Source organism: Bradyrhizobium sp. CER78 (assembly GCF_029846235.1).
In the GTDB taxonomy this organism is placed as follows: Bacteria; Pseudomonadota; Alphaproteobacteria; order Rhizobiales; family Xanthobacteraceae; genus Bradyrhizobium.
This window is the reverse complement of the sequence record NZ_JARVWP010000004.1, coordinates 560723-578246: the sequence shown is the minus strand read 5'-3', so window position 1 is coordinate 578246 and position 17524 is coordinate 560723. Positions and strand designations below refer to the sequence as shown.

At 64.0% G+C, this 17524-nt stretch carries 15 protein-coding genes and 1 tRNA gene; 13 read left to right on the top strand and 3 right to left on the bottom strand.

The window, feature by feature from the left end; translation table 11 throughout:
* Positions 1-58: 58 nt before the first annotated feature.
* A complete protein-coding gene (locus QDT69_RS11625; protein WP_279706664.1) occupies positions 59-844 on the bottom strand; it encodes an SDR family NAD(P)-dependent oxidoreductase in 786 nt (261 codons plus the stop codon).
* Between the two features lie 139 nt (positions 845-983).
* Here QDT69_RS11625 and QDT69_RS11620 point away from each other — a divergent pair, with 139 nt between their 5' ends.
* Positions 984-1691: a histidine phosphatase family protein gene (locus QDT69_RS11620; protein WP_279706663.1), complete on the top strand. Its 708-nt coding sequence runs from the start codon at positions 984-986 to the stop codon at positions 1689-1691.
* A gap of 74 nt (positions 1692-1765) precedes the next feature.
* Positions 1766-2533: an SDR family oxidoreductase gene (locus QDT69_RS11615; protein ID WP_279706662.1), complete on the top strand. Its 768-nt coding sequence runs from the start codon at positions 1766-1768 to the stop codon at positions 2531-2533.
* Between the two features lie 103 nt (positions 2534-2636).
* Here QDT69_RS11615 and QDT69_RS11610 read toward each other — a convergent pair whose 3' ends face one another.
* Positions 2637-3860 (bottom strand): serine hydrolase, encoded by a 1224-nt coding sequence (locus QDT69_RS11610; protein WP_279706661.1) that lies wholly within the window; start codon positions 3858-3860, stop codon positions 2637-2639.
* 168 nt (positions 3861-4028) lie between these two features.
* Here QDT69_RS11610 and QDT69_RS11605 point away from each other — a divergent pair.
* Positions 4029-4104, top strand: a tRNA-Trp gene (locus QDT69_RS11605).
* Between the two features lie 64 nt (positions 4105-4168).
* Here QDT69_RS11605 and QDT69_RS11600 read toward each other — a convergent pair.
* Positions 4169-5374 carry an ABC transporter substrate-binding protein gene (locus tag QDT69_RS11600; protein ID WP_279706660.1) on the bottom strand — a complete coding sequence of 402 codons (1206 nt, stop codon included), beginning with the start codon at positions 5372-5374 and terminating at the stop codon, positions 4169-4171.
* Positions 5375-5549: 175 nt separating this feature from the next.
* On the opposite strand from QDT69_RS11600, the gene QDT69_RS11595 reads away from it, so the two are divergent.
* The 10 genes from QDT69_RS11595 to rpoB all read left to right on the top strand — a co-directional run bounded on the left by QDT69_RS11595 (position 5550) and on the right by rpoB (position 17523).
* Positions 5550-6314: an FCD domain-containing protein gene (locus tag QDT69_RS11595; RefSeq protein WP_279706659.1), complete on the top strand. Its 765-nt coding sequence runs from the start codon at positions 5550-5552 to the stop codon at positions 6312-6314.
* A 54-nt stretch (positions 6315-6368) separates the two neighbouring features.
* Positions 6369-7982: an acyl-CoA synthetase gene (locus tag QDT69_RS11590; RefSeq protein WP_279706658.1), complete on the top strand. Its 1614-nt coding sequence runs from the start codon at positions 6369-6371 to the stop codon at positions 7980-7982.
* A gap of 332 nt (positions 7983-8314) precedes the next feature.
* Positions 8315-8506: a preprotein translocase subunit SecE gene (gene secE, locus QDT69_RS11585; RefSeq protein WP_016840554.1), complete on the top strand. Its 192-nt coding sequence runs from the start codon at positions 8315-8317 to the stop codon at positions 8504-8506.
* Between the two features lie 20 nt (positions 8507-8526).
* Positions 8527-9060, top strand: a complete 534-nt coding sequence (nusG, locus tag QDT69_RS11580) for a transcription termination/antitermination protein NusG (protein ID WP_021081670.1) — start codon at positions 8527-8529, stop codon at positions 9058-9060.
* A 130-nt stretch (positions 9061-9190) separates the two neighbouring features.
* Positions 9191-9619 (top strand): 50S ribosomal protein L11, encoded by a 429-nt coding sequence (gene rplK / locus QDT69_RS11575; RefSeq protein ID WP_050420385.1) that lies wholly within the window; start codon positions 9191-9193, stop codon positions 9617-9619.
* 6 nt (positions 9620-9625) lie between these two features.
* The gene (rplA, locus tag QDT69_RS11570; protein WP_021081669.1) at positions 9626-10318 is read left to right on the top strand and encodes a 50S ribosomal protein L1; all 693 of its coding nucleotides are present in this window, start codon (positions 9626-9628) and stop codon (positions 10316-10318) included.
* 156 nt (positions 10319-10474) lie between these two features.
* On the top strand, positions 10475-11428 hold the full coding sequence (locus tag QDT69_RS11565; protein ID WP_279706657.1) for a 2-hydroxyacid dehydrogenase: 954 nt from the start codon (positions 10475-10477) through the stop codon (positions 11426-11428).
* Between the two features lie 583 nt (positions 11429-12011).
* Positions 12012-12530: a 50S ribosomal protein L10 gene (rplJ, locus tag QDT69_RS11560; RefSeq protein WP_146991572.1), complete on the top strand. Its 519-nt coding sequence runs from the start codon at positions 12012-12014 to the stop codon at positions 12528-12530.
* A 53-nt stretch (positions 12531-12583) separates the two neighbouring features.
* On the top strand, positions 12584-12961 hold the full coding sequence (gene rplL / locus QDT69_RS11555) for a 50S ribosomal protein L7/L12 (protein WP_050402243.1): 378 nt from the start codon (positions 12584-12586) through the stop codon (positions 12959-12961).
* Between the two features lie 443 nt (positions 12962-13404).
* Positions 13405-17523 (top strand): DNA-directed RNA polymerase subunit beta, encoded by a 4119-nt coding sequence (gene rpoB / locus QDT69_RS11550; RefSeq protein WP_279706656.1) that lies wholly within the window; start codon positions 13405-13407, stop codon positions 17521-17523.
* Position 17524: the final 1 nt, after the last annotated feature.

Sequence of the window (17524 nt, the reverse complement as noted above, 5' to 3'; positions counted from 1 at the left end):
TCGGTGGAGGTGGCACTGTCCGGGCAGTTGCCCGGACGGCGAATGGAGACCGCCGTTGCTAAATCGGCTTGCCCGTATACGGCATCGATGCCGTCAGGCCGCCGTCGACGGGAATCGCCTGGCCGTTGACGTAGGACGCCTCGTCGCTCGCCAGGAACAGGCCCATCGCGGCGAGCTCATGGGGCTGGCCGGGGCGCTTCAGCGGATTGAGCTGGCCGATCTTGTCCTGGGTGCCGCGCTCCTTGGCGCGATCGAATACCGGCTTGGTCATGCCGGTCTCGATCAGGCCCGGGCAGATTGCATTGATGCGCACGCCGGTGCCGGAGAGCGAGTAGGCGGTGGTCTGCACCAGGCTGATGACGCCGGCCTTGCTCGCGCCGTAGGGATGACCGCTGGCGCCGGACTTCAGGCCCGCGACGGAGGCGGTGCAGACGATCGAACCGTGGCCCTGCTTGGTCATGTGCGGGATCGAATGCTTGATCGCGAGGAACGGGCCGATCAGATTGACGCGCAGCACCTCCTGCCAATGTTCCGGAGTCTGGTCGGCGAGCGGAACGAGGCCGCCGCTGACGCCGGCATTGGCCCAGATCGCGTCGAGCTTGCCGTACTTCGAAACCGCTTTCTCGATGAAGGCCTTCACGTCGCTCTCCGAGCCGGCGTCCGCAGTGACGGATTCGACCGTGCCGCCGGCATCGCGCACCAGCTTGGCGGTCTCGTTGACGCCATCTGTGCGATCGACCGCGATCAGCTTGGCGCCTTCCCTGGTGAACAGCAGCGAGGCCGCGCGGCCGATGCCGCTGCCTGCGCCGGTGATGATGACGGATTTGCCTTCGAGGCGGCCCATGATTTTCTCCCTGTTCACATGATCCGTGGCACGCCTGCCGCGCGACGGAATTCAAACAAAATTTCAAACGTCAGAAGCACTTGAGACGATGTGCGGCGTGACGTACAGCGTGACGGGACACTATTGAAGGGCTCATCCGATGTCCAATCCAGAGAAGCCTAACGTGACGGTGACGCGGTGGTGGTGGGTTCGTCATGCGCCGGTGCGCAGCGACGGCGGCAACATCTACGGGCAGGAGGATATCGACTGCGACACCGGCGATGTCGAAGTGTTCGAGGCGGTCGCAAAAATGCTGCCGCGCAACGCCGTGTGGTATTCGAGCAATCTCAAGCGCACGCACAAGACCGCGGAAGCGATCTGGGCCGCCGGTTATCCGAAGCCCGAAAGCATGACGCAGGAACGCGACTTCGCCGAGCTGCATCTCGGCCGGTGGCAGGGCATGAACCGCGCCACGTTTCTCGCCAGCCGCCCGCCGGGCAACCTCTGGTTCGCCGACGTCAACGAGCCGGCACCCGGCGGCGAGAGTTTCATGGATCTCTACACCCGCGTCTGTCGCACCATCGTGCGGATCACGGTCGCGGAAGCCGGCCGGGACATCATCGCGGTCGGCCATGGCGGCGTGATCCGGGCCGCGGTCGGTCTTGCGCTTGGCGGCCAGCCGGACCGCGGTCTGTCTTTCGACATCGACAATGTCTCGGTGACGCGGCTCGATCACATCGCGGCGCCCAATGTGTCGACCTGGCGGTTGCCGATGGTGAATCAGCAGCCCTGGATCGCCGATCCCCGCCACGCCGCAATGCATCAGCCGTCCGGGCCAGAGGTGCGGCCGGCGAGCAAGCTTGCGTGATTGCGCTATCGCAACACCGCACCACTGCCTAAGCTCGACACAGAATTCAAACACCTTACATCAGGGAGAGAACCATGACCTTGTTCGACATGAAGGGAAAAGTTGCCGTCATCACCGGCTCGACGCGCGGCATCGGACGCGCCATTGCCGAGCGGATGGCCGAGCACGGCGCCAAGGTCGTGATCTCCTCGCGCAAGGCCGATGTCTGCGAAGAGGTGGCCAAAGAGATCAACGCCAGCTACGGCAAGGGCACCGCGGTCGCGATCGCAGCCAATATCTCGTCGAAGGAAAATCTGCAGAACCTCGTGGACGAGAGCAATCGTGCCTTCGGCAAGATCGACGTGCTGGTCTGCAACGCGGCGTCCAATCCGTATTACGGTCCGCTCGCCGGCATCTCCGACGATCAGTTCCGCAAGATCCTCGACAACAACATCGTCGCCAACAACTGGCTGATCTCGATGGTGGTGCCGCAGATGATCGAGCGCAAGGACGGTTCGATCATCATCGTCTCCTCGATCGGTGGCCTGAAGGGTTCGACCATCCTCGGCGCCTACGCGATCTCCAAGGCCGCCGACATGCAGCTCGCGCGCAACCTCGCCTGCGAATACGGCAAGCACAATATCCGCGTGAACTGCATCGCGCCGGGCCTGATCAAGACCGACTTCGCCAAGGCGCTGTGGGACAACCCGGACAACCTGAAGGCCTCGACCGCGCGCTCGCCGCTGCTGCGCATCGGTGTGCCCGACGAGATCGCCGGTGCCGCCGTGTTCATGGGCTCGCGCGCCGGTGACTTCATGACCGGCCAGACCGTGGTGATCGACGGCGGCGCGACGATCAGCTGACGCGAAGCGTCATCCCGGGGCGCGCGTTAGCGCGAACCCGGGATCTCGATCTCGTTGCGCGAGATTCCGGGTTCAGCCCTGCGGGCTGCCCCGGAATGACGGATTACTCCACCGCCGCGTAAACCCCGTTGCGCACCAGCGAGCGGGTATACTCGCGCTGGCCCGGGCCCTGCATCATGAAGACCGCGATCAGGTCTTCGCTCGGATCGATCCAGAAGAACGTGCCGGCCATGCCGCTCCAGAAATACTGGCCGACCGAGCCGGAGAACGGCGCGATGCCCTGCTGCATGCGCACCGCGAAGCCGAGGCCGAAGCTGTGGCCTGGCGACACCAGCGTGCCCTGAACCTTGACGCCGGCGCCGAGGTGATCGGAGGCCATGAATTCGAGCGTCTTGCGGCCGATGATCCTGGTGCCGTCAAGCGCGCCGCCGTTGAGCAGCATCTGCGCGAAGCGGGCATAGTCCATCGTGGTCGACACCAGCCCGCCGCCGCCGGATTCCATCGCCGGCTTCTCCAGCATGTTGAACAGCTGCACCTTCTCATTGGTCCAGGGATCGTTCGCAAACGCCTCGGCGAGCCGGCCGGCATTGGCTTCCCCGGTATGGAAGGCGGTCTCGTTCATTTGCAGCGGCGCGAGAATCCGCTCAGTGAGGAACTCGCCGAGCGTCTTGCCGCTGACGACCTCGATGATGCGGCCGAGGATGTCGGTGGAGCGGCTGTAGTTCCACTCGGCGCCGGGCTGGCAGACCAGCGGCATGGCGGCGAGCATGGTGGCGTGCTCGGCATTGGTGATCTTGCGGCTGCGCAGCCGCGACTGCTTGTAGAGCTCCTGCACCGGGCCGTTGCCGGTGTGGTCATACGTCAAACCCGACGTGTGGCGCAGCAGGTCCTGGATCGTCATCTGCCGCTGGGTGGGAACGAGCTCAAGCTTGCCGTTGTGCTCGACGCCGACCTTGGTCTCGGCGAACTCGGGAATGAATTTCGCGACGGGATCGCTCAGCAGGAAGTGGCCGTCCTCCAGCAGCTGCATGATGCCGACCGAGACGATCGGCTTGGTCATCGAGAAGATGCGGAAGATCGTGTCATGCGCCATCGGCGCAGCGGCCGCCGGGCTTTGCCGGCCGATCGCGTCGAACCAGCCGATCTGGCCGCGCCGCGCCACCAGCACCGTGAAGCCGGGCGCGGTTCCCTTGTCGACCTCGCGCTTGAAGGTGTCGGACAGCGCCTGCAGCCGCGCGCTCGACAGTCCGATCGATTCGGGCTTGGCGAGGGGGAGGGACGGGGTGGTCTGGCTGGGGGCGTGCTTGGCGGCGGTCTGGGCGTTCATGGTCTCTCCCTGGTTCTTGATTCTTGCGGCGAGGTGCCGACGGGGGTGATGGCCGAAGTCTGGCGCAGAAGTTTTGCAATGAACAGAAGCTTCGCTGCTTCGCCCTTGCAAACCGGCCATGCCCTGTGCTTGAAACGGCGCGAACCGGCGGCGACGCAGGTTCCCTGCAGGAGTGTAGCTCAATTGGTAGAGCACCGGTCTCCAAAACCGGGGGTCGCAGGTTCGAGCCCTGCCACTCCTGCCAGCTTTTAGCCAACAATTTGAATGTCTTGGCCGAGGTCCTGGAACACGGCCATGATCATTTTGACTTACTTGATCAGCGGGCAGCCGCCGTCCTTCAGCGGCCTGAACGCCTGGTCGCCGGGCACCTCGGCGAGCACCTTGTAGTAATCCCACAGCGCCTTCGATTCCTCGGGCTTCTTGACCTCGAACAGGAACATCGAGTGCACCATGCGGCCGTCCTCGCGGACCACGCCGTTGTCGGTGAAGGCATCGCGCACCGGGGTCGCGCGCATCTTCGCCAAAACCTGTTTGGTCTCCTTGGTGCCGGCGGCCTTCACGGCAATGAGGTAGTGCAGGGTGGCGCTGTAGGTCGCCGCCTGGTTCATGGTCGGCATCCGCTTCATGCGCTCGAAGAAGCGCTTGCCGAAGGCGCGGGTGCGGTCGTTGAGGTCCCAATAGTAGGCCTCGGTGATGATCAGGCCCTGGGCGAGCTTCAGCCCGAGGCTGTGGATGTCAGAGATGAACATCACGATCCCGGCCAGGTTCTGTCCGCCCGCGACGATGCCGAATTCGGCGGCCTGCTTGATCGCGTTGATGGTATCGCCGCCGCCGTTGGCGAGGCCGACGATCTTCGCCTTCGACGACTGCGCCTGCAGCAGGAAGGAGGAGAAGTCCGGCGTGTTGAGCGGGTGGCGGGCGCTGCCGAGCACCTTACCGCCGGCGGCGCGGACCACGTCGCCGGTGTCGCGCTCGATCGAATGGCCGAACACATAGTCGGCGGTGATGAAGAACCAGGTGTCGCCGCTGTTCTTCACGATCGCGCTGCCGACGGTGTGGGCGTTGGCGTAGGTGTCGTAGGTCCAGTGCAGCGTGTAGGGCGAGCAGGATTTTCCGGTGATGTCGGAGCTCGCCGCATCCGTCACGATCATGATCTTCTCGAACTGCTTCGACATCTCCATGCCGGCGAGCGCGGTCGCCGAGGTCGGCATGTCGATGATCATGTCGACATTCTCGGCCTCGTACCATTTGCGGGTGATGGTGGCGGCGACGTCGGCCTTGTTGAGGGCATCGGCGGTGACGAGCTCGATCGGCTTGCCGAACATCGAGCCGCCGAACTCCTCGATCGCCATCTTGGTGGCCTCGACATTCCCGGCGCCTCCGATGTCGGAATAGACCGACTGGAAATCGGTCAGCACGCCGATCTTGAGCGGCGTCTGTTGTGCGAGCGCGGGTCCGGCCCACGCCGCGGCGAGCAGGCCGGCGGCGGACAGACTCGTGGCGATGGATTTCATGGTGATGCGTCCTCCCAGGGTGTTCTTATCGGTTTGTCCGACAAAGCTAGATTTGCCCGGTTCCAGTGTCAATTCCAGCTGGCAGGGTGCGACAATCCGGCCAGGAATGGCCCATTTGACGCTCCAAAGGCCATGGCCTACACTTTGTCCGACAAACGACAATCGGGAGCCCAGAGTGGCCGCCACGCCGCTGTTCCGCCGCATCGACGTCGCGCCGGCCTACCAGAAGGTCGCCGACGCCATCGAACGCGAGATCATCAACGGCCGCATCAAGCCGGGCGAGCCGATCGGCACCGAGCAGCAGCTGGTCGCGCAGTTCGGCGTCAACCGCTCGACGGTGCGCGAAGGCATTCGCGTGCTCGAGGAGGGCGGGCTGATCCGTCGCGATTCCAGCCGCCGCCTGCAGGCCTGCCTGCCGCGCTACAACAAGCTCGCCACCCGGCTGTCGCGCGCGCTGATCCTGCACGAGGTCACGTTCCGCGAATTGTTCGAGACCTCGATGACGCTGGAGGTCGCGAGCGTCGAGGGCGCGGTGGAGCGTGCGACCGACGAGAACATCGCCGAGCTCGCCGGCAATCTCGAGCGCAGCGCTGCCGTGGTCGGCAATCCCGCCGAGCTTGCCGAGCTCGATGCGGAGTTCCACGTGCTGATGGCCAAGGCCTCGCAGAACCGCGTGCTGCAGCTCGCCCGCGAGCCGGCCGCGCAGCTGTTCTTTCCGACCACCGAGATGATCGTCGGCGGCGTGCCCGAAGGCGGCGCGCGCCTCATCGAGGCGCATCGCCACATCCTCGATGCGATCAAGCAGCGCGACAAGGAGGCCGGCGTGCTGTGGACGCGGCGGCATCTGCAGGACTGGCGGCGCGGCTTCGAGAAGATCGCCTCGCTCGATCGCTCGGTCGAGCACACCTACATGGAACACGCCTACGCCGCGCGGCAATAGCCACGGCGCGGGCGACAACAAGACAACGACAACAAGCACATTCGGGAGGGACAAATGAGCGACAACATCGCAGCAACCATCCAGCGCGCCCGCGAGCACAGCATCGGCGACCTGCTGCGCCGGTCCGCGAAGCGTTATCCAGCCAAGACCGCGCTGATCTGCGGCGAGGTCAGCTGGACCTTCGCGGAGATGGATGCGATCTGCAATCGGCTCGGGCGCGGCTTGCTCGGCCTCGGCGTCGCGAAGGGCGACCGTGTCGCGGTGCTGTCGCGCAATTCGCACGGCTTCGCCGCGTTGCGCTTCGCGGTGGCGCGGATCGGCGCGATCCTGGTGCCGATCAACTTCATGCTCAATCCCGACGAGATCAATTTCATCCTCGCCAATTCCGGCGCCAAGCTGCTCGCGGTCGGCCCCGATTTCGTCGAGACCGCGCACGCCGCCGCGGCCAAGGGATCGGCGGTCGAAACCCTGATCTGGCTGCCCGGCGAGGATCCGGCCACCGCGCCCGAGGGCATCACGACCTTCGATAGCCTGCTGCACAGCGACGCCTCGGCGCCGGATGTCTCGGTCGACAGCCGCGATCCCGCGCAGATCATCTACACCAGCGGCACGGAGTCGCTGCCGAAGGGTGCGATCCTCACCCATGAAGCCGTGATGTGGCAGTATGTCAGCTGCATCATCGACGGCGGCATGGCGAGCGACGACACCGTGCTGCATGCGCTGCCGCTCTATCATTGCGCGCAGCTCGACGTCTTTCTCGGGCCTGCGATCTATCTCGGCGCCACCAGCCTCATCACCGGCAAGCCGGTGCCCGATAACGTTCTGGCGCTGATCGCAGCCCACAAGATCAACTCGTTCTTCGCGCCGCCGACGATCTGGATCGCAATGCTGCGCTCGGGCGCGTTCGACCGCACCGACCTGTCGACGCTGCGCAAGGGCTATTACGGCGCCTCGATCATGCCGGTCGAGGTGCTGCTCGAATTGCAGCGCCGGCTGCCCGACGTGAAGTTCTGGAATTTCTACGGCCAGACCGAAATCGCGCCGCTCGCGACTGTGCTGACGCCGCAGGATCAGTTGCCGAAGGCCGGCTCGGCCGGCAAGCCCGCGATCAATGTCGAGACGCGGGTGGTCAAGCCCGACATGACCGACGTTGCGGTCGGCGAAGTCGGCGAGATCGTGCATCGCTCGCCGCATCTGTTGTCCGGCTACTACAACGATCCGGCCAAGACTGCGGCCGCGTTTGCCGGCGGCTGGTTTCATTCCGGCGATCTCGCGACCGTCGACGCCGATGGCTACATCACCGTCGTCGACCGCGTGAAGGACATGATCAAGAGCGGCGGCGAGAATGTCGCGAGCCGCGAGGTCGAGGAGATGGTCTACCGGCTGCCTGCGGTGTCGGAGGTTGCGGTGGTCGGACTGCCCGATCCGCGCTGGATCGAGGCGGTGACCGCGATCGTCGTGGTCAAGGCCGGCCAGGACCTCGATGCCGAGAGCGTCATCAAGCACTGCGCGGCGTCGATGGCCCATTTCAAGGTGCCGAAACGGGTCATCTTCGTCGATGCCCTGCCGAAGAACCCGAGCGGCAAGCTGCTCAAGCGCGAGCTGCGGCAGCGCTATGTCGGCGGCGCGACGCTGGATCAGGCCGTCCAGAAGAGCTTTGCCGGGTAATCGACCCGGCCGCCGCGATCGATGGCCGGGGCAATGGACCCTCCGTCCGTGCGCCTAAGTGCTTGATTTAAGGGGTTCTGTCCCGGTCCGCCGCAGGCGCGGCTGGGGCCGGGTGCGACGGCGCCGATCTTGACGTTTGGCTCCTCTCGCAGTAGATACCCGGCACTCGCAGCCGGCCCGCTTTGATGGCGGATATCCGGCGCGGCCTAATTCCCCGAACATTCGAGCTCGTTTATCGGCTCAACCTTCCAAACGAGGGCTGGGTCCGCAAGGTCGGCTGTTCGGATTCCTTGAAACGTTGCAATCGTCCGGAGACGGACGCGGATCTCACGATGGCTTTCAGCCCGTTCAAATTCCTTCAGGAAGTGCGCTCGGAGACCGCCAAGGTCACCTGGCCGACGCGCCGCGAGACGACGATCACCACCATCATGGTGTTCGTGATGGTGGCGCTGGCCTCGATCTTCTTCTTCGCCGCAGATCAGATCATCCGTTATCTGATCACCCTGATACTGGGCATCCACTGATGAGCATGGGAACTCAATTGATGGACAAGCGCTGGTACATCGTTCACGCCTATTCGAATTTCGAGAAGAAGGTTCAGGAATCGATCCGCGAGCAGGCCAAGCAGCGCGGGCTGGAAGAGCTGTTCGAGCAGATTCTGGTGCCGACCGAAAAGGTCACCGAGGTGCGCCGCGGCCGCAAGATCGACGCCGAGCGCAAGTTCTTCCCGGGCTATGTGCTGGTGAAGATGAAGCTGACCGACGAGGCGTTCCATCTGATCAAGAACACCCCGAAGGTGACCGGCTTCCTCGGCGCGGAAAACAAGCCGATGCCGATCTCGGAAGCCGAGGCGATGCGGATCCTGCACCAGGTGCAGGAGGGCGTGGAGCGTCCGAAGGCGTCGGTGTCGTTCGAAATCGGCGAGAACGTGCGCGTGGCCGACGGCCCGTTCGCCTCGTTCTCCGGCGTGGTGGAAGAAATCGACGAGGCGCGCTCGCGCGTGAAGGTCGCGGTGTCGATCTTCGGCCGCGCGACCCCCGTGGAACTGGAATTCGGTCAGGTCGAAAAGGTGGTCTGACCGGACGGCGCGGGGTATATGCCTCGCGTCAAGTAAGAGGCCGTGGGAGGGAGGAGGCGGTCGCCAGCCCCTTCAACCGAACCACGGAACCTGAAACCGCCGGCACCGTCCGGCACAACAGGAGTGATAAATGGCAAAGAAAGTGACCGGATACCTGAAGCTTCAGGTCCCGGCCGGTGCGGCGAATCCTTCGCCCCCGATCGGTCCCGCGCTTGGTCAGCGCGGTCTGAACATCATGGAGTTCTGCAAGGCGTTCAACGCCCAGACCCAGAAGGAAGAGAAGAACACCCCGATTCCGGTGATCATCACGATCTATGCGGACCGGTCCTTCACTTTCGAGATGAAGACCCCTCCGATGTCCTACTTCCTCAAGCAGGCCGCCAAGATCCAGTCCGGATCGAAGGCGCCGGGCCGTGACAAGGCCGGTGCGGTGACCAAGGCGCAGGTGCGCGAGATCGCCGAGAAGAAGATGAAGGACTTGAATTGCGACACCATCGAATCGGCCATGAAGATGGTCGAGGGCTCTGCCCGTTCGATGGGTCTGGAAGTTGCGGGGTAACGGGCCATGACAATCGGAAAGCGTCTGAAGAAGGCCCGTGAGGGTGTCGATCGCGAGAAGCTCTACCCGCTCGCGGACGCCATCAAGATGGTCAAGGAGCGCGCCAAGTCGAAGTTCGACGAGACGATCGAGATCGCGATCAATCTCGGCGTCGACCCGCGCCACGCCGACCAGATGGTCCGCGGCGTCGTCAACCTGCCGAACGGCACCGGCCGTACGCTCCGCGTCGGCGTGTTCGCGCGCGGCGCCAAGGCTGAGGAAGCCAAGGCCGCCGGCGCCGACGTCGTCGGTGCTGAAGACCTGGTCGAGAAGGTGCAGGGCGGTGCGATCGATTTCGATCGTTGTATCGCGACCCCCGACATGATGCCGCTGGTCGGCCGCCTCGGTAAGGTGCTCGGCCCGCGCGGCATGATGCCGAACCCGAAGATCGGCACCGTGACCATGGACGTCACCAACGCCGTGAAGGGCGCCAAGGGCGGCTCGGTCGAGTTCCGCGTCGAGAAGGCCGGCATCGTGCAGGCCGGCATCGGCAAGGCCTCGTTCTCCGAGGACAAGCTGGTCGAGAACGTCAAGGCGCTCGCCGATGCGGTCTCCAAGGCGAAGCCGGCCGGTTCCAAGGGCACCTACATCCAGCGCGTGGCGGTTTCCTCCACCATGGGCCCGGGCGTGAAGGTCGAGCCGGGCACGATCCTCGGCTGATATCCTTGGCCGTGACGAGATAAAGAGGGGCGGGATCGGGCAACCGGTTCCGCCCTTTTTGTTTTGCCAAAGCGTTTTCGAGCGAAGTGGTGACCGGTTCGCGTGAAGAAAACGCGTCAAACAAGACCCTGAAGCCTCTCGCAGGAAAGAAGAACAATGCCCGATAAGGTCCTGGTTTATTCGCGCTTTCCCAAGGCCCAGTTGATCCGCTTCGGCGAGCGCTATGAGATGCTCAATGCAGCCGGCAAGCGGCTGGACGACGCATTCCCGGCGGCCGAACTCGCCGAGATCCGCGCCATGATCACCGCGGGCGGCACGGCGCTCGGCGCCGACGCCATGGACCTGCTGCCGAAGCTCGGCGCGATCGTCTGCTACGGCACCGGCTATGACGGCGTCGATCTTGCGGCTGCCGCCAAGCGCGGCATCGCGGTCGGCCACAGTCCGGGTGCCAATGCGGCATCGGTTGCCGACACCGCGGTGACCCTGATGCTGGCATCGGTGCGGCGCCTGCTGGTGGCCGATCACTACGTGCGGAGCGGTGACTGGGCCGGTGCAAAGCCGTCGCCGATGATGCGGCCGCAGGCGGGCATGCGCGGCCGCAAGGTCGGCGTCTACGGGATGGGCGAGATCGGCCGCAAGATCGCGAGCCGCGTCGCCGCCTTCGAGACCGAGGTCGGCTATTTCAGCCGCTCGAAGCATGACGTGGCCTACCAGTATTTTCCGACGCTGGAGGCGCTCGCCGACTGGTGCAGCGTGCTGATGATCGCCGTGCGCGCCGGTGCCGAGACCGAGCACGCAGTCAACGCCGATATCCTGCGCCGGCTCGGCAGCGACGGCTTTGTGGTCAACATCTCGCGCGGCTCGGTCATCGACCAGCCGGCGCTGGTTGCGGCGCTGACCGACGGGGTCATCGCCGGCGCCGGCCTCGACGTGTTCGCGAGGGAACCGCATGCGCCTGACGCGCTGACGGCGCTGCCGAACGTGGTGCTGTCGCCGCATGTCGGCGGCCATACCCTGGAATCGCATGTGGCGATGCAGGACTGCGTGCTCGCCAATCTCGATGCGTTCTTTGCAGGCACGCCGCTGCCGTATAAGGTGACCGGCGCCTGAGCGCCTGCCGGTTCCCGTCTCGGAACCGGTATCGAGCCGTCATATTAAAACTGGTCCAATATTTGCTCTTGGCAAGTACGGCAGGACCGGCTACATAGCGCCTTCCGGGCGTGCTGGCACTTGCTGGCATGTCCGTGCTCGCAATCCGAAAACCTGAATTGATAGGAGATCATTCCTTTCCGCATGCCCGCAAGGATGCTCGAAAGGAAGGAGACCCGTCGCCTCGGAACGGAATGAGAGCAGGGGCCTTCAGCGTGCTGAAGTGCCTCGATCCTGTCCAAGACTGCAGGCGCCCGCGAGAACTTCGTGTTTTCAACGGCTTAATCGCATGGCCTGCATAGACGGGTGAAGACCGGATTTTGCCCTCCACGTCGCGATTTGTCGCGGCTGGGAGGCTGGTTTGGTTCGAACCTCGACAGCCCATGGCCGCAAGGCTCTGGGAGGGCAGGCTTCTAGATGTCGTCTTGCCCGGCATGTCCGAAGGGTCTTAGCAACCCTCTGGATCAGGTTTAGGGCGGGACGATGGGTGCAACCCGGCGGTCCTGGCCTTCGCGGAAAGGCCGCCAACCGGAAAGAGCTTGCTGTGGAACGAGCGGCAAAAAAAGAGTCGGTCGAACAACTTAACGAGGTCTTCAAGACCACGTCGGTTGCGATCGTTGCTCACTATTCCGGCCTCACCGTGGCCCAGATGCAGAAGCTGCGCATGCAGATGAAGCAGGCGGGCGCATCGGTGAAGGTCTCGAAGAACCGTCTCGCCAAAATTGCTCTTGAAGGCACTGACGTCGCTGCCATCGGCTCCCTGCTGAAGGGACCGACCGTGATCGCTACTTCGAACGATCCGGTTGCGGCGCCAAAGGTTGCCATCGAATTCGCCAAGGCGAACGAGAAGTTCGTCATCCTCGGCGGCTCGATGGGTAAAACCGTCCTGAATGTCGACAGCGTGAAGGCGCTTGCCTCACTGCCGTCGCTCGACGAACTGCGCGGCAAGATCGTTGGCCTCATCGTGGCGCCGGCGACCAAGCTTGCTCAGCTCTCGAATGCGCCCGCGGCCAAGCTCGCGCGCGTCATTCAGGCTCATGCCTCAAAGGGCGAAGCGGCCTGACCCCTTCGCTAATCTCAAACCTGGTTCGAACCAAACGTTTAAGGAACTGAACAATGGCTGATCTGCAGAAAATCGTCGACGACCTCTCGAGCCTCACCGTGCTCGAAGCGGCCGAACTCGCCAAGCTCCTCGAAGAAAAGTGGGGCGTGTCCGCCGCTGCCGCCGTCGCGGTTGCTGGCCCGGCTGCCGGCGGTGCTGCCGCTGCTCCGGCTGAAGAGAAGACCGACTTCACCGTCGTGCTGGCTGCTGCCGGCGACAAGAAGATCGAAGTCATCAAGGAAGTCCGCGCCATCACGGGCCTCGGCCTGAAGGAAGCCAAGGACCTCGTCGAAGGCGCTCCGAAGCCCGTCAAGGAAGGCGTCAACAAGGAAGAAGCCGACAAGATCAAGGCCCAGCTCGAGAAGGCTGGCGCCAAGGTCGAGCTCAAGTAATGCGCGATCCGGGAGCGCCGCAGGGCGCTCCCGGGCCATGCAAACGGCATGCGACAGGTTGTCGCGTGGCATACTGGACACAAAAAAGTGTGGGGATCCGTGGACTTAACCCTCGAATCTCCTTTATTGCCATCCCATATCGGGTTGGCAGCGGAAAAACACGGTAGGCGGCGGGGGCGGCAGGGTCCCTGGCGGAAGCCGTTGGGAGACAGTCAGATTTCGGGCTTTTTCAGTCCGTAAAGCGGAGCGTTTGGACGAGCGGGTGCAGTGATGCGCCCCGCGCGTTGTTTTGCGTTTTGGAGGTGGTTGGGGCCGGGACGGGGATTTAATTCCTGACTTTGCGCTTCGTTCCTTCGAGACGATTCGAAATTCAACCCGGGGGCCGACGGCAGTCGTGTCCCGGAAGGTTCGCCCCACAAAGGCGACGAAAATGAGAGGCCACGATGGCGCAGCAGACATTCACCGGTCGCAAACGCGTACGCAAGTTTTTCGGTCACATCAAGGAAGTCGCCGAGATGCCGAACCTCATCGAGGTTCAGAAGGCGTCGTATGACCAGTTCCTGATGGTTGACGAGCCGGCCGGCGGTCGCCTCGACGAGGGCCTGCAGGCGGTGTTCCGCTCGGTGTTCCCGATCTCGGATTTCTCCGGCACCTCGATGCTCGAATTCGTCCGCTACGAATTCGAACAGCCGAAGTACGACGTCGACGAGTGCCGCCAGCGCGGCATGACCTTCGCTGCGCCGCTCAAGGTGACGCTGCGCCTCATCGTGTTCGATATCGACGAGGAAACCGGCGCCAAGTCGGTGAAGGACATCAAGGAGCAGGACGTCTACATGGGCGACATCCCGCTCATGACGATGAACGGCACCTTCGTCGTCAACGGCACCGAGCGCGTCATCGTCTCGCAGATGCACCGTTCGCCCGGCGTGTTCTTCGACCACGACAAGGGCAAGACCCATTCGTCCGGCAAGCTGCTGTTTGCCGCCCGCGTGATTCCGTATCGCGGTTCCTGGCTCGACATCGAGTTCGACGCCAAGGACATCGTGTTCGCGCGCATCGACCGCCGCCGCAAGCTGCCCGTGACCTCGCTGATGTACGCGCTCGGTCTCGACGGCGAGCAGATCCTGTCGACCTTCTACAAGAAGATCACCTACAAGCGGACCAAGGACGGATGGCGCGTGCCGTTCGACGCCAACCGCTTCCGCGGCTATTCGACCGTCAACGACCTGATCGACGCCGACACCGGCAAGGTGGTGCTCGAGGCCGGCAAGAAGCTGACCGTGCGTCAGGCGCGCCAGCTGCAGGAGAAGGGCCTCAAGGCGCTGCGCATGTCGGACGAGGAGCTCGTCGGCAACTACCTTGCCGAGGATCTCGTCAACCCGAAGACCGGTGAAATCTACGCCGAAGCCGGCGAGGAGATCACCGAGAAGTCGATGAAGGTGCTGAACGAGCAGGGCTACAAGGACCTGCCGCTGCTCGACATCGACCACGTCAATGTCGGCGCCTACATCCGCAACACGCTGTCGGCCGACAAGAACATGACGCGTGAGGACGCGCTGTTCGACATCTACCGCGTGATGCGTCCGGGCGAGCCGCCGACGCTGGATTCGGCGCAGGCGATGTTCCAGTCGCTGTTCTTCGATGCCGAGCGCTACGACCTTTCCGCGGTCGGCCGCGTCAAGATGAACATGCGCCTCGAGCTCGATGCGCCCGACACCCATCGCACGCTGCGCAAGGAAGACATCCTGGCGGTCATCAAGACGCTGGTCGACCTGCGCGACGGCAAGGGCGAGATCGACGACATCGACCACCTCGGCAACCGCCGGGTGCGCTCGGTCGGCGAGCTCATGGAGAACCAGTACCGGATCGGCCTGCTCCGCATGGAGCGCGCCATCAAGGAGCGTATGTCGAGCGTCGATATCGACACCGTGATGCCGCAGGACCTGATCAACGCCAAGCCCGCGGCCGCCGCGGTGCGCGAGTTCTTCGGTTCCTCGCAGCTCTCACAGTTCATGGACCAGACCAACCCGCTGTCGGAGATCACCCACAAGCGGCGCCTGTCGGCGCTTGGCCCGGGCGGTCTGACCCGCGAACGTGCCGGCTTCGAAGTCCGCGACGTGCATCCGACGCATTACGGCCGTATCTGCCCGATTGAGACGCCGGAAGGTCCGAACATCGGCCTGATCAACTCGCTGGCGACGTTCGCGCGCGTCAACAAGTACGGCTTCGTCGAGACACCCTATCGCAAGATCAAGGACGGCCGGGTCACCGACGAGGTGGTCTATCTGTCGGCGATGGAAGAGGGCCGCTACCGCGTCGCGCAGGCCAACGTGCCGCTCGATGCCAAGGGCCGCTTCACCGACGATCTGGTGGTCTGCCGTCATGCCGGCGAAGTGCTGCCGGTCACGCCGGACAAGGTCGACTACATGGACGTGTCGCCGAAGCAGCTGGTTTCGGTCGCCGCGGCGTTGATCCCGTTCCTCGAGAACGACGACGCCAACCGCGCGCTGATGGGCTCGAACATGCAGCGCCAGGCGGTGCCGCTGGTTCGCGCCGAGGCGCCGTTCGTCGGCACCGGCATGGAAGGCGTGGTCGCCCGTGACTCCGGTGCTGCGATCGCCGCCCGCCGCTCCGGCGTGATCGACCAGATCGACGCCACCCGCGTCGTGATCCGCGCCACCGAGGATCTCGATCCGACCAAGTCGGGCGTCGATATCTACCGGCTGATGAAGTACCAGCGCTCCAACCAGTCGACCTGCATCAACCAGCGTCCGCTGGTGAAGGTCGGTGACATCGTCAAGAAGGGCGACATCATCGCTGACGGTCCGTCGACCGATCTCGGCGAGCTCGCGCTCGGCCGCAATGTGCTGGTCGCGTTCATGCCGTGGAACGGCTACAACTTCGAGGACTCGATCCTGCTCTCCGAGCGGATCGTGAAGGACGACGTGTTTACGTCGATCCATATCGAAGAATTCGAGGTGATGGCCCGCGACACCAAGCTTGGCCCTGAGGAAATCACCCGCGACATTCCGAACGTCTCGGAAGAAGCGCTGAAGAACCTCGACGAGGCCGGTATCGTCTACATCGGTGCGGAAGTCCGCGCCGGCGACATTCTCGTCGGCAAGATCACGCCGAAGGGCGAGAGCCCGATGACGCCGGAAGAGAAGCTGCTGCGCGCCATCTTCGGCGAGAAGGCCTCCGACGTCCGCGATACTTCGCTACGCGTGCCTCCGGGCGTGCAGGGCACCATCGTGGAAGTCCGCGTGTTCAACCGCCACGGCGTCGACAAGGACGAGCGTGCGCTGGCGATCGAGCGGGAAGAGATCGAGCGTCTGGCCAAGGACCGCGACGACGAGCAGGCGATCCTGGACCGCAACGTCTACAACCGCCTTGCCGAGCTCCTGGAGAACCGCCAGGGCATCGCCGGCCCGAAGGGCTTCAAGAAGGATACCAAGATCACCCGCGCGGTGCTCGACGAGTATCCGAAGTCGCAGTGGTGGCTGTTCGCCTCGCCGAACGACAAGCTGATGGCCGAGATCGAGGCCATGCGGAAGCAGTACGACGAGTCGAAGAAGGGCCTCGAGCAGCGCTTCCTCGACAAGGTCGAGAAGCTGCAGCGTGGCGACGAGCTGCCGCCCGGCGTGATGAAGATGGTCAAGGTCTTCGTCGCGGTGAAGCGCAAGATCCAGCCCGGTGACAAGATGGCCGGCCGTCACGGCAACAAGGGCGTGGTGTCGAAGATCGTGCCGATCGAGGACATGCCGTTCCTCGAGGACGGTACCCACGCGGACATCGTGCTCAATCCGCTCGGCGTGCCTTCGCGCATGAACGTCGGTCAGATCCTTGAGACCCATCTCGGTTGGGCCTGCGCCGGCCTCGGCAAGCGCATCGGCCAGACCATCGACGCCTATTATCAGAGGCAGGATCTCAAGCCGCTGCGCGAGACCCTGAAGAAGATCTACGGCGAGGATGAAACCATCAAGTCGCTGAACGACAACGAACTGCTGGAGCTCGGCCGCAATCTGAGCCACGGCGTGCCGATCGCCACCCCGGTGTTCGACGGCGCCAAGGAAGCCGACATCGAGGAGATGCTGAAGCTCGCGGGCTTCGACGCCTCCGGCCAGTCGACCGTCTATGACGGCCGCACCGGCGATGCGTTCGATCGCAAGGTGACGATGGGCTACATCTACATGCTCAAGCTGCACCATCTCGTGGACGACAAGATCCACGCGCGTTCGATCGGTCCGTACTCGCTCGTCACCCAGCAGCCGCTGGGCGGCAAGGCGCAGTTCGGCGGCCAGCGCTTCGGCGAAATGGAGGTCTGGGCGCTGGAAGCCTACGGCGCCGCCTACACGCTGCAGGAGATGCTGACCGTGAAGTCGGACGACGTCGCCGGCCGTACCAAGGTGTACGAGGCGATCGTGCGCGGCGACGACACCTTCGAGGCCGGTATTCCGGAATCGTTCAACGTGCTGGTCAAGGAAATGCGCTCGCTCGGCCTCAACGTCGACCTGCACAATTCCAAGGTGGGACCGGCGCCGACGTCGGAAGCGGCCGAGTAAC

Coding starts and splice junctions, on each gene's coding strand:
- QDT69_RS11625 (WP_279706664.1), bottom strand. CDS start 844: ATGGGCCGCCTCGAAGGCAAATCCGTCATCATCACCGGCGCAGGCAGC.
- QDT69_RS11620 (WP_279706663.1), top strand. CDS start 984: ATGTCCAATCCAGAGAAGCCTAACGTGACGGTGACGCGGTGGTGGTGG.
- QDT69_RS11615 (WP_279706662.1), top strand. CDS start 1,766: ATGACCTTGTTCGACATGAAGGGAAAAGTTGCCGTCATCACCGGCTCG.
- QDT69_RS11610 (WP_279706661.1), bottom strand. CDS start 3,860: ATGAACGCCCAGACCGCCGCCAAGCACGCCCCCAGCCAGACCACCCCG.
- QDT69_RS11600 (WP_279706660.1), bottom strand. CDS start 5,374: ATGAAATCCATCGCCACGAGTCTGTCCGCCGCCGGCCTGCTCGCCGCG.
- QDT69_RS11590 (WP_279706658.1), top strand. CDS start 6,369: ATGAGCGACAACATCGCAGCAACCATCCAGCGCGCCCGCGAGCACAGC.
- secE (WP_016840554.1), top strand. CDS start 8,315: ATGGCTTTCAGCCCGTTCAAATTCCTTCAGGAAGTGCGCTCGGAGACC.
- nusG (WP_021081670.1), top strand. CDS start 8,527: ATGGACAAGCGCTGGTACATCGTTCACGCCTATTCGAATTTCGAGAAG.
- rplK (WP_050420385.1), top strand. CDS start 9,191: ATGGCAAAGAAAGTGACCGGATACCTGAAGCTTCAGGTCCCGGCCGGT.
- rplA (WP_021081669.1), top strand. CDS start 9,626: ATGACAATCGGAAAGCGTCTGAAGAAGGCCCGTGAGGGTGTCGATCGC.
- QDT69_RS11565 (WP_279706657.1), top strand. CDS start 10,475: ATGCCCGATAAGGTCCTGGTTTATTCGCGCTTTCCCAAGGCCCAGTTG.
- rplL (WP_050402243.1), top strand. CDS start 12,584: ATGGCTGATCTGCAGAAAATCGTCGACGACCTCTCGAGCCTCACCGTG.
- rpoB (WP_279706656.1), top strand. CDS start 13,405: ATGGCGCAGCAGACATTCACCGGTCGCAAACGCGTACGCAAGTTTTTC.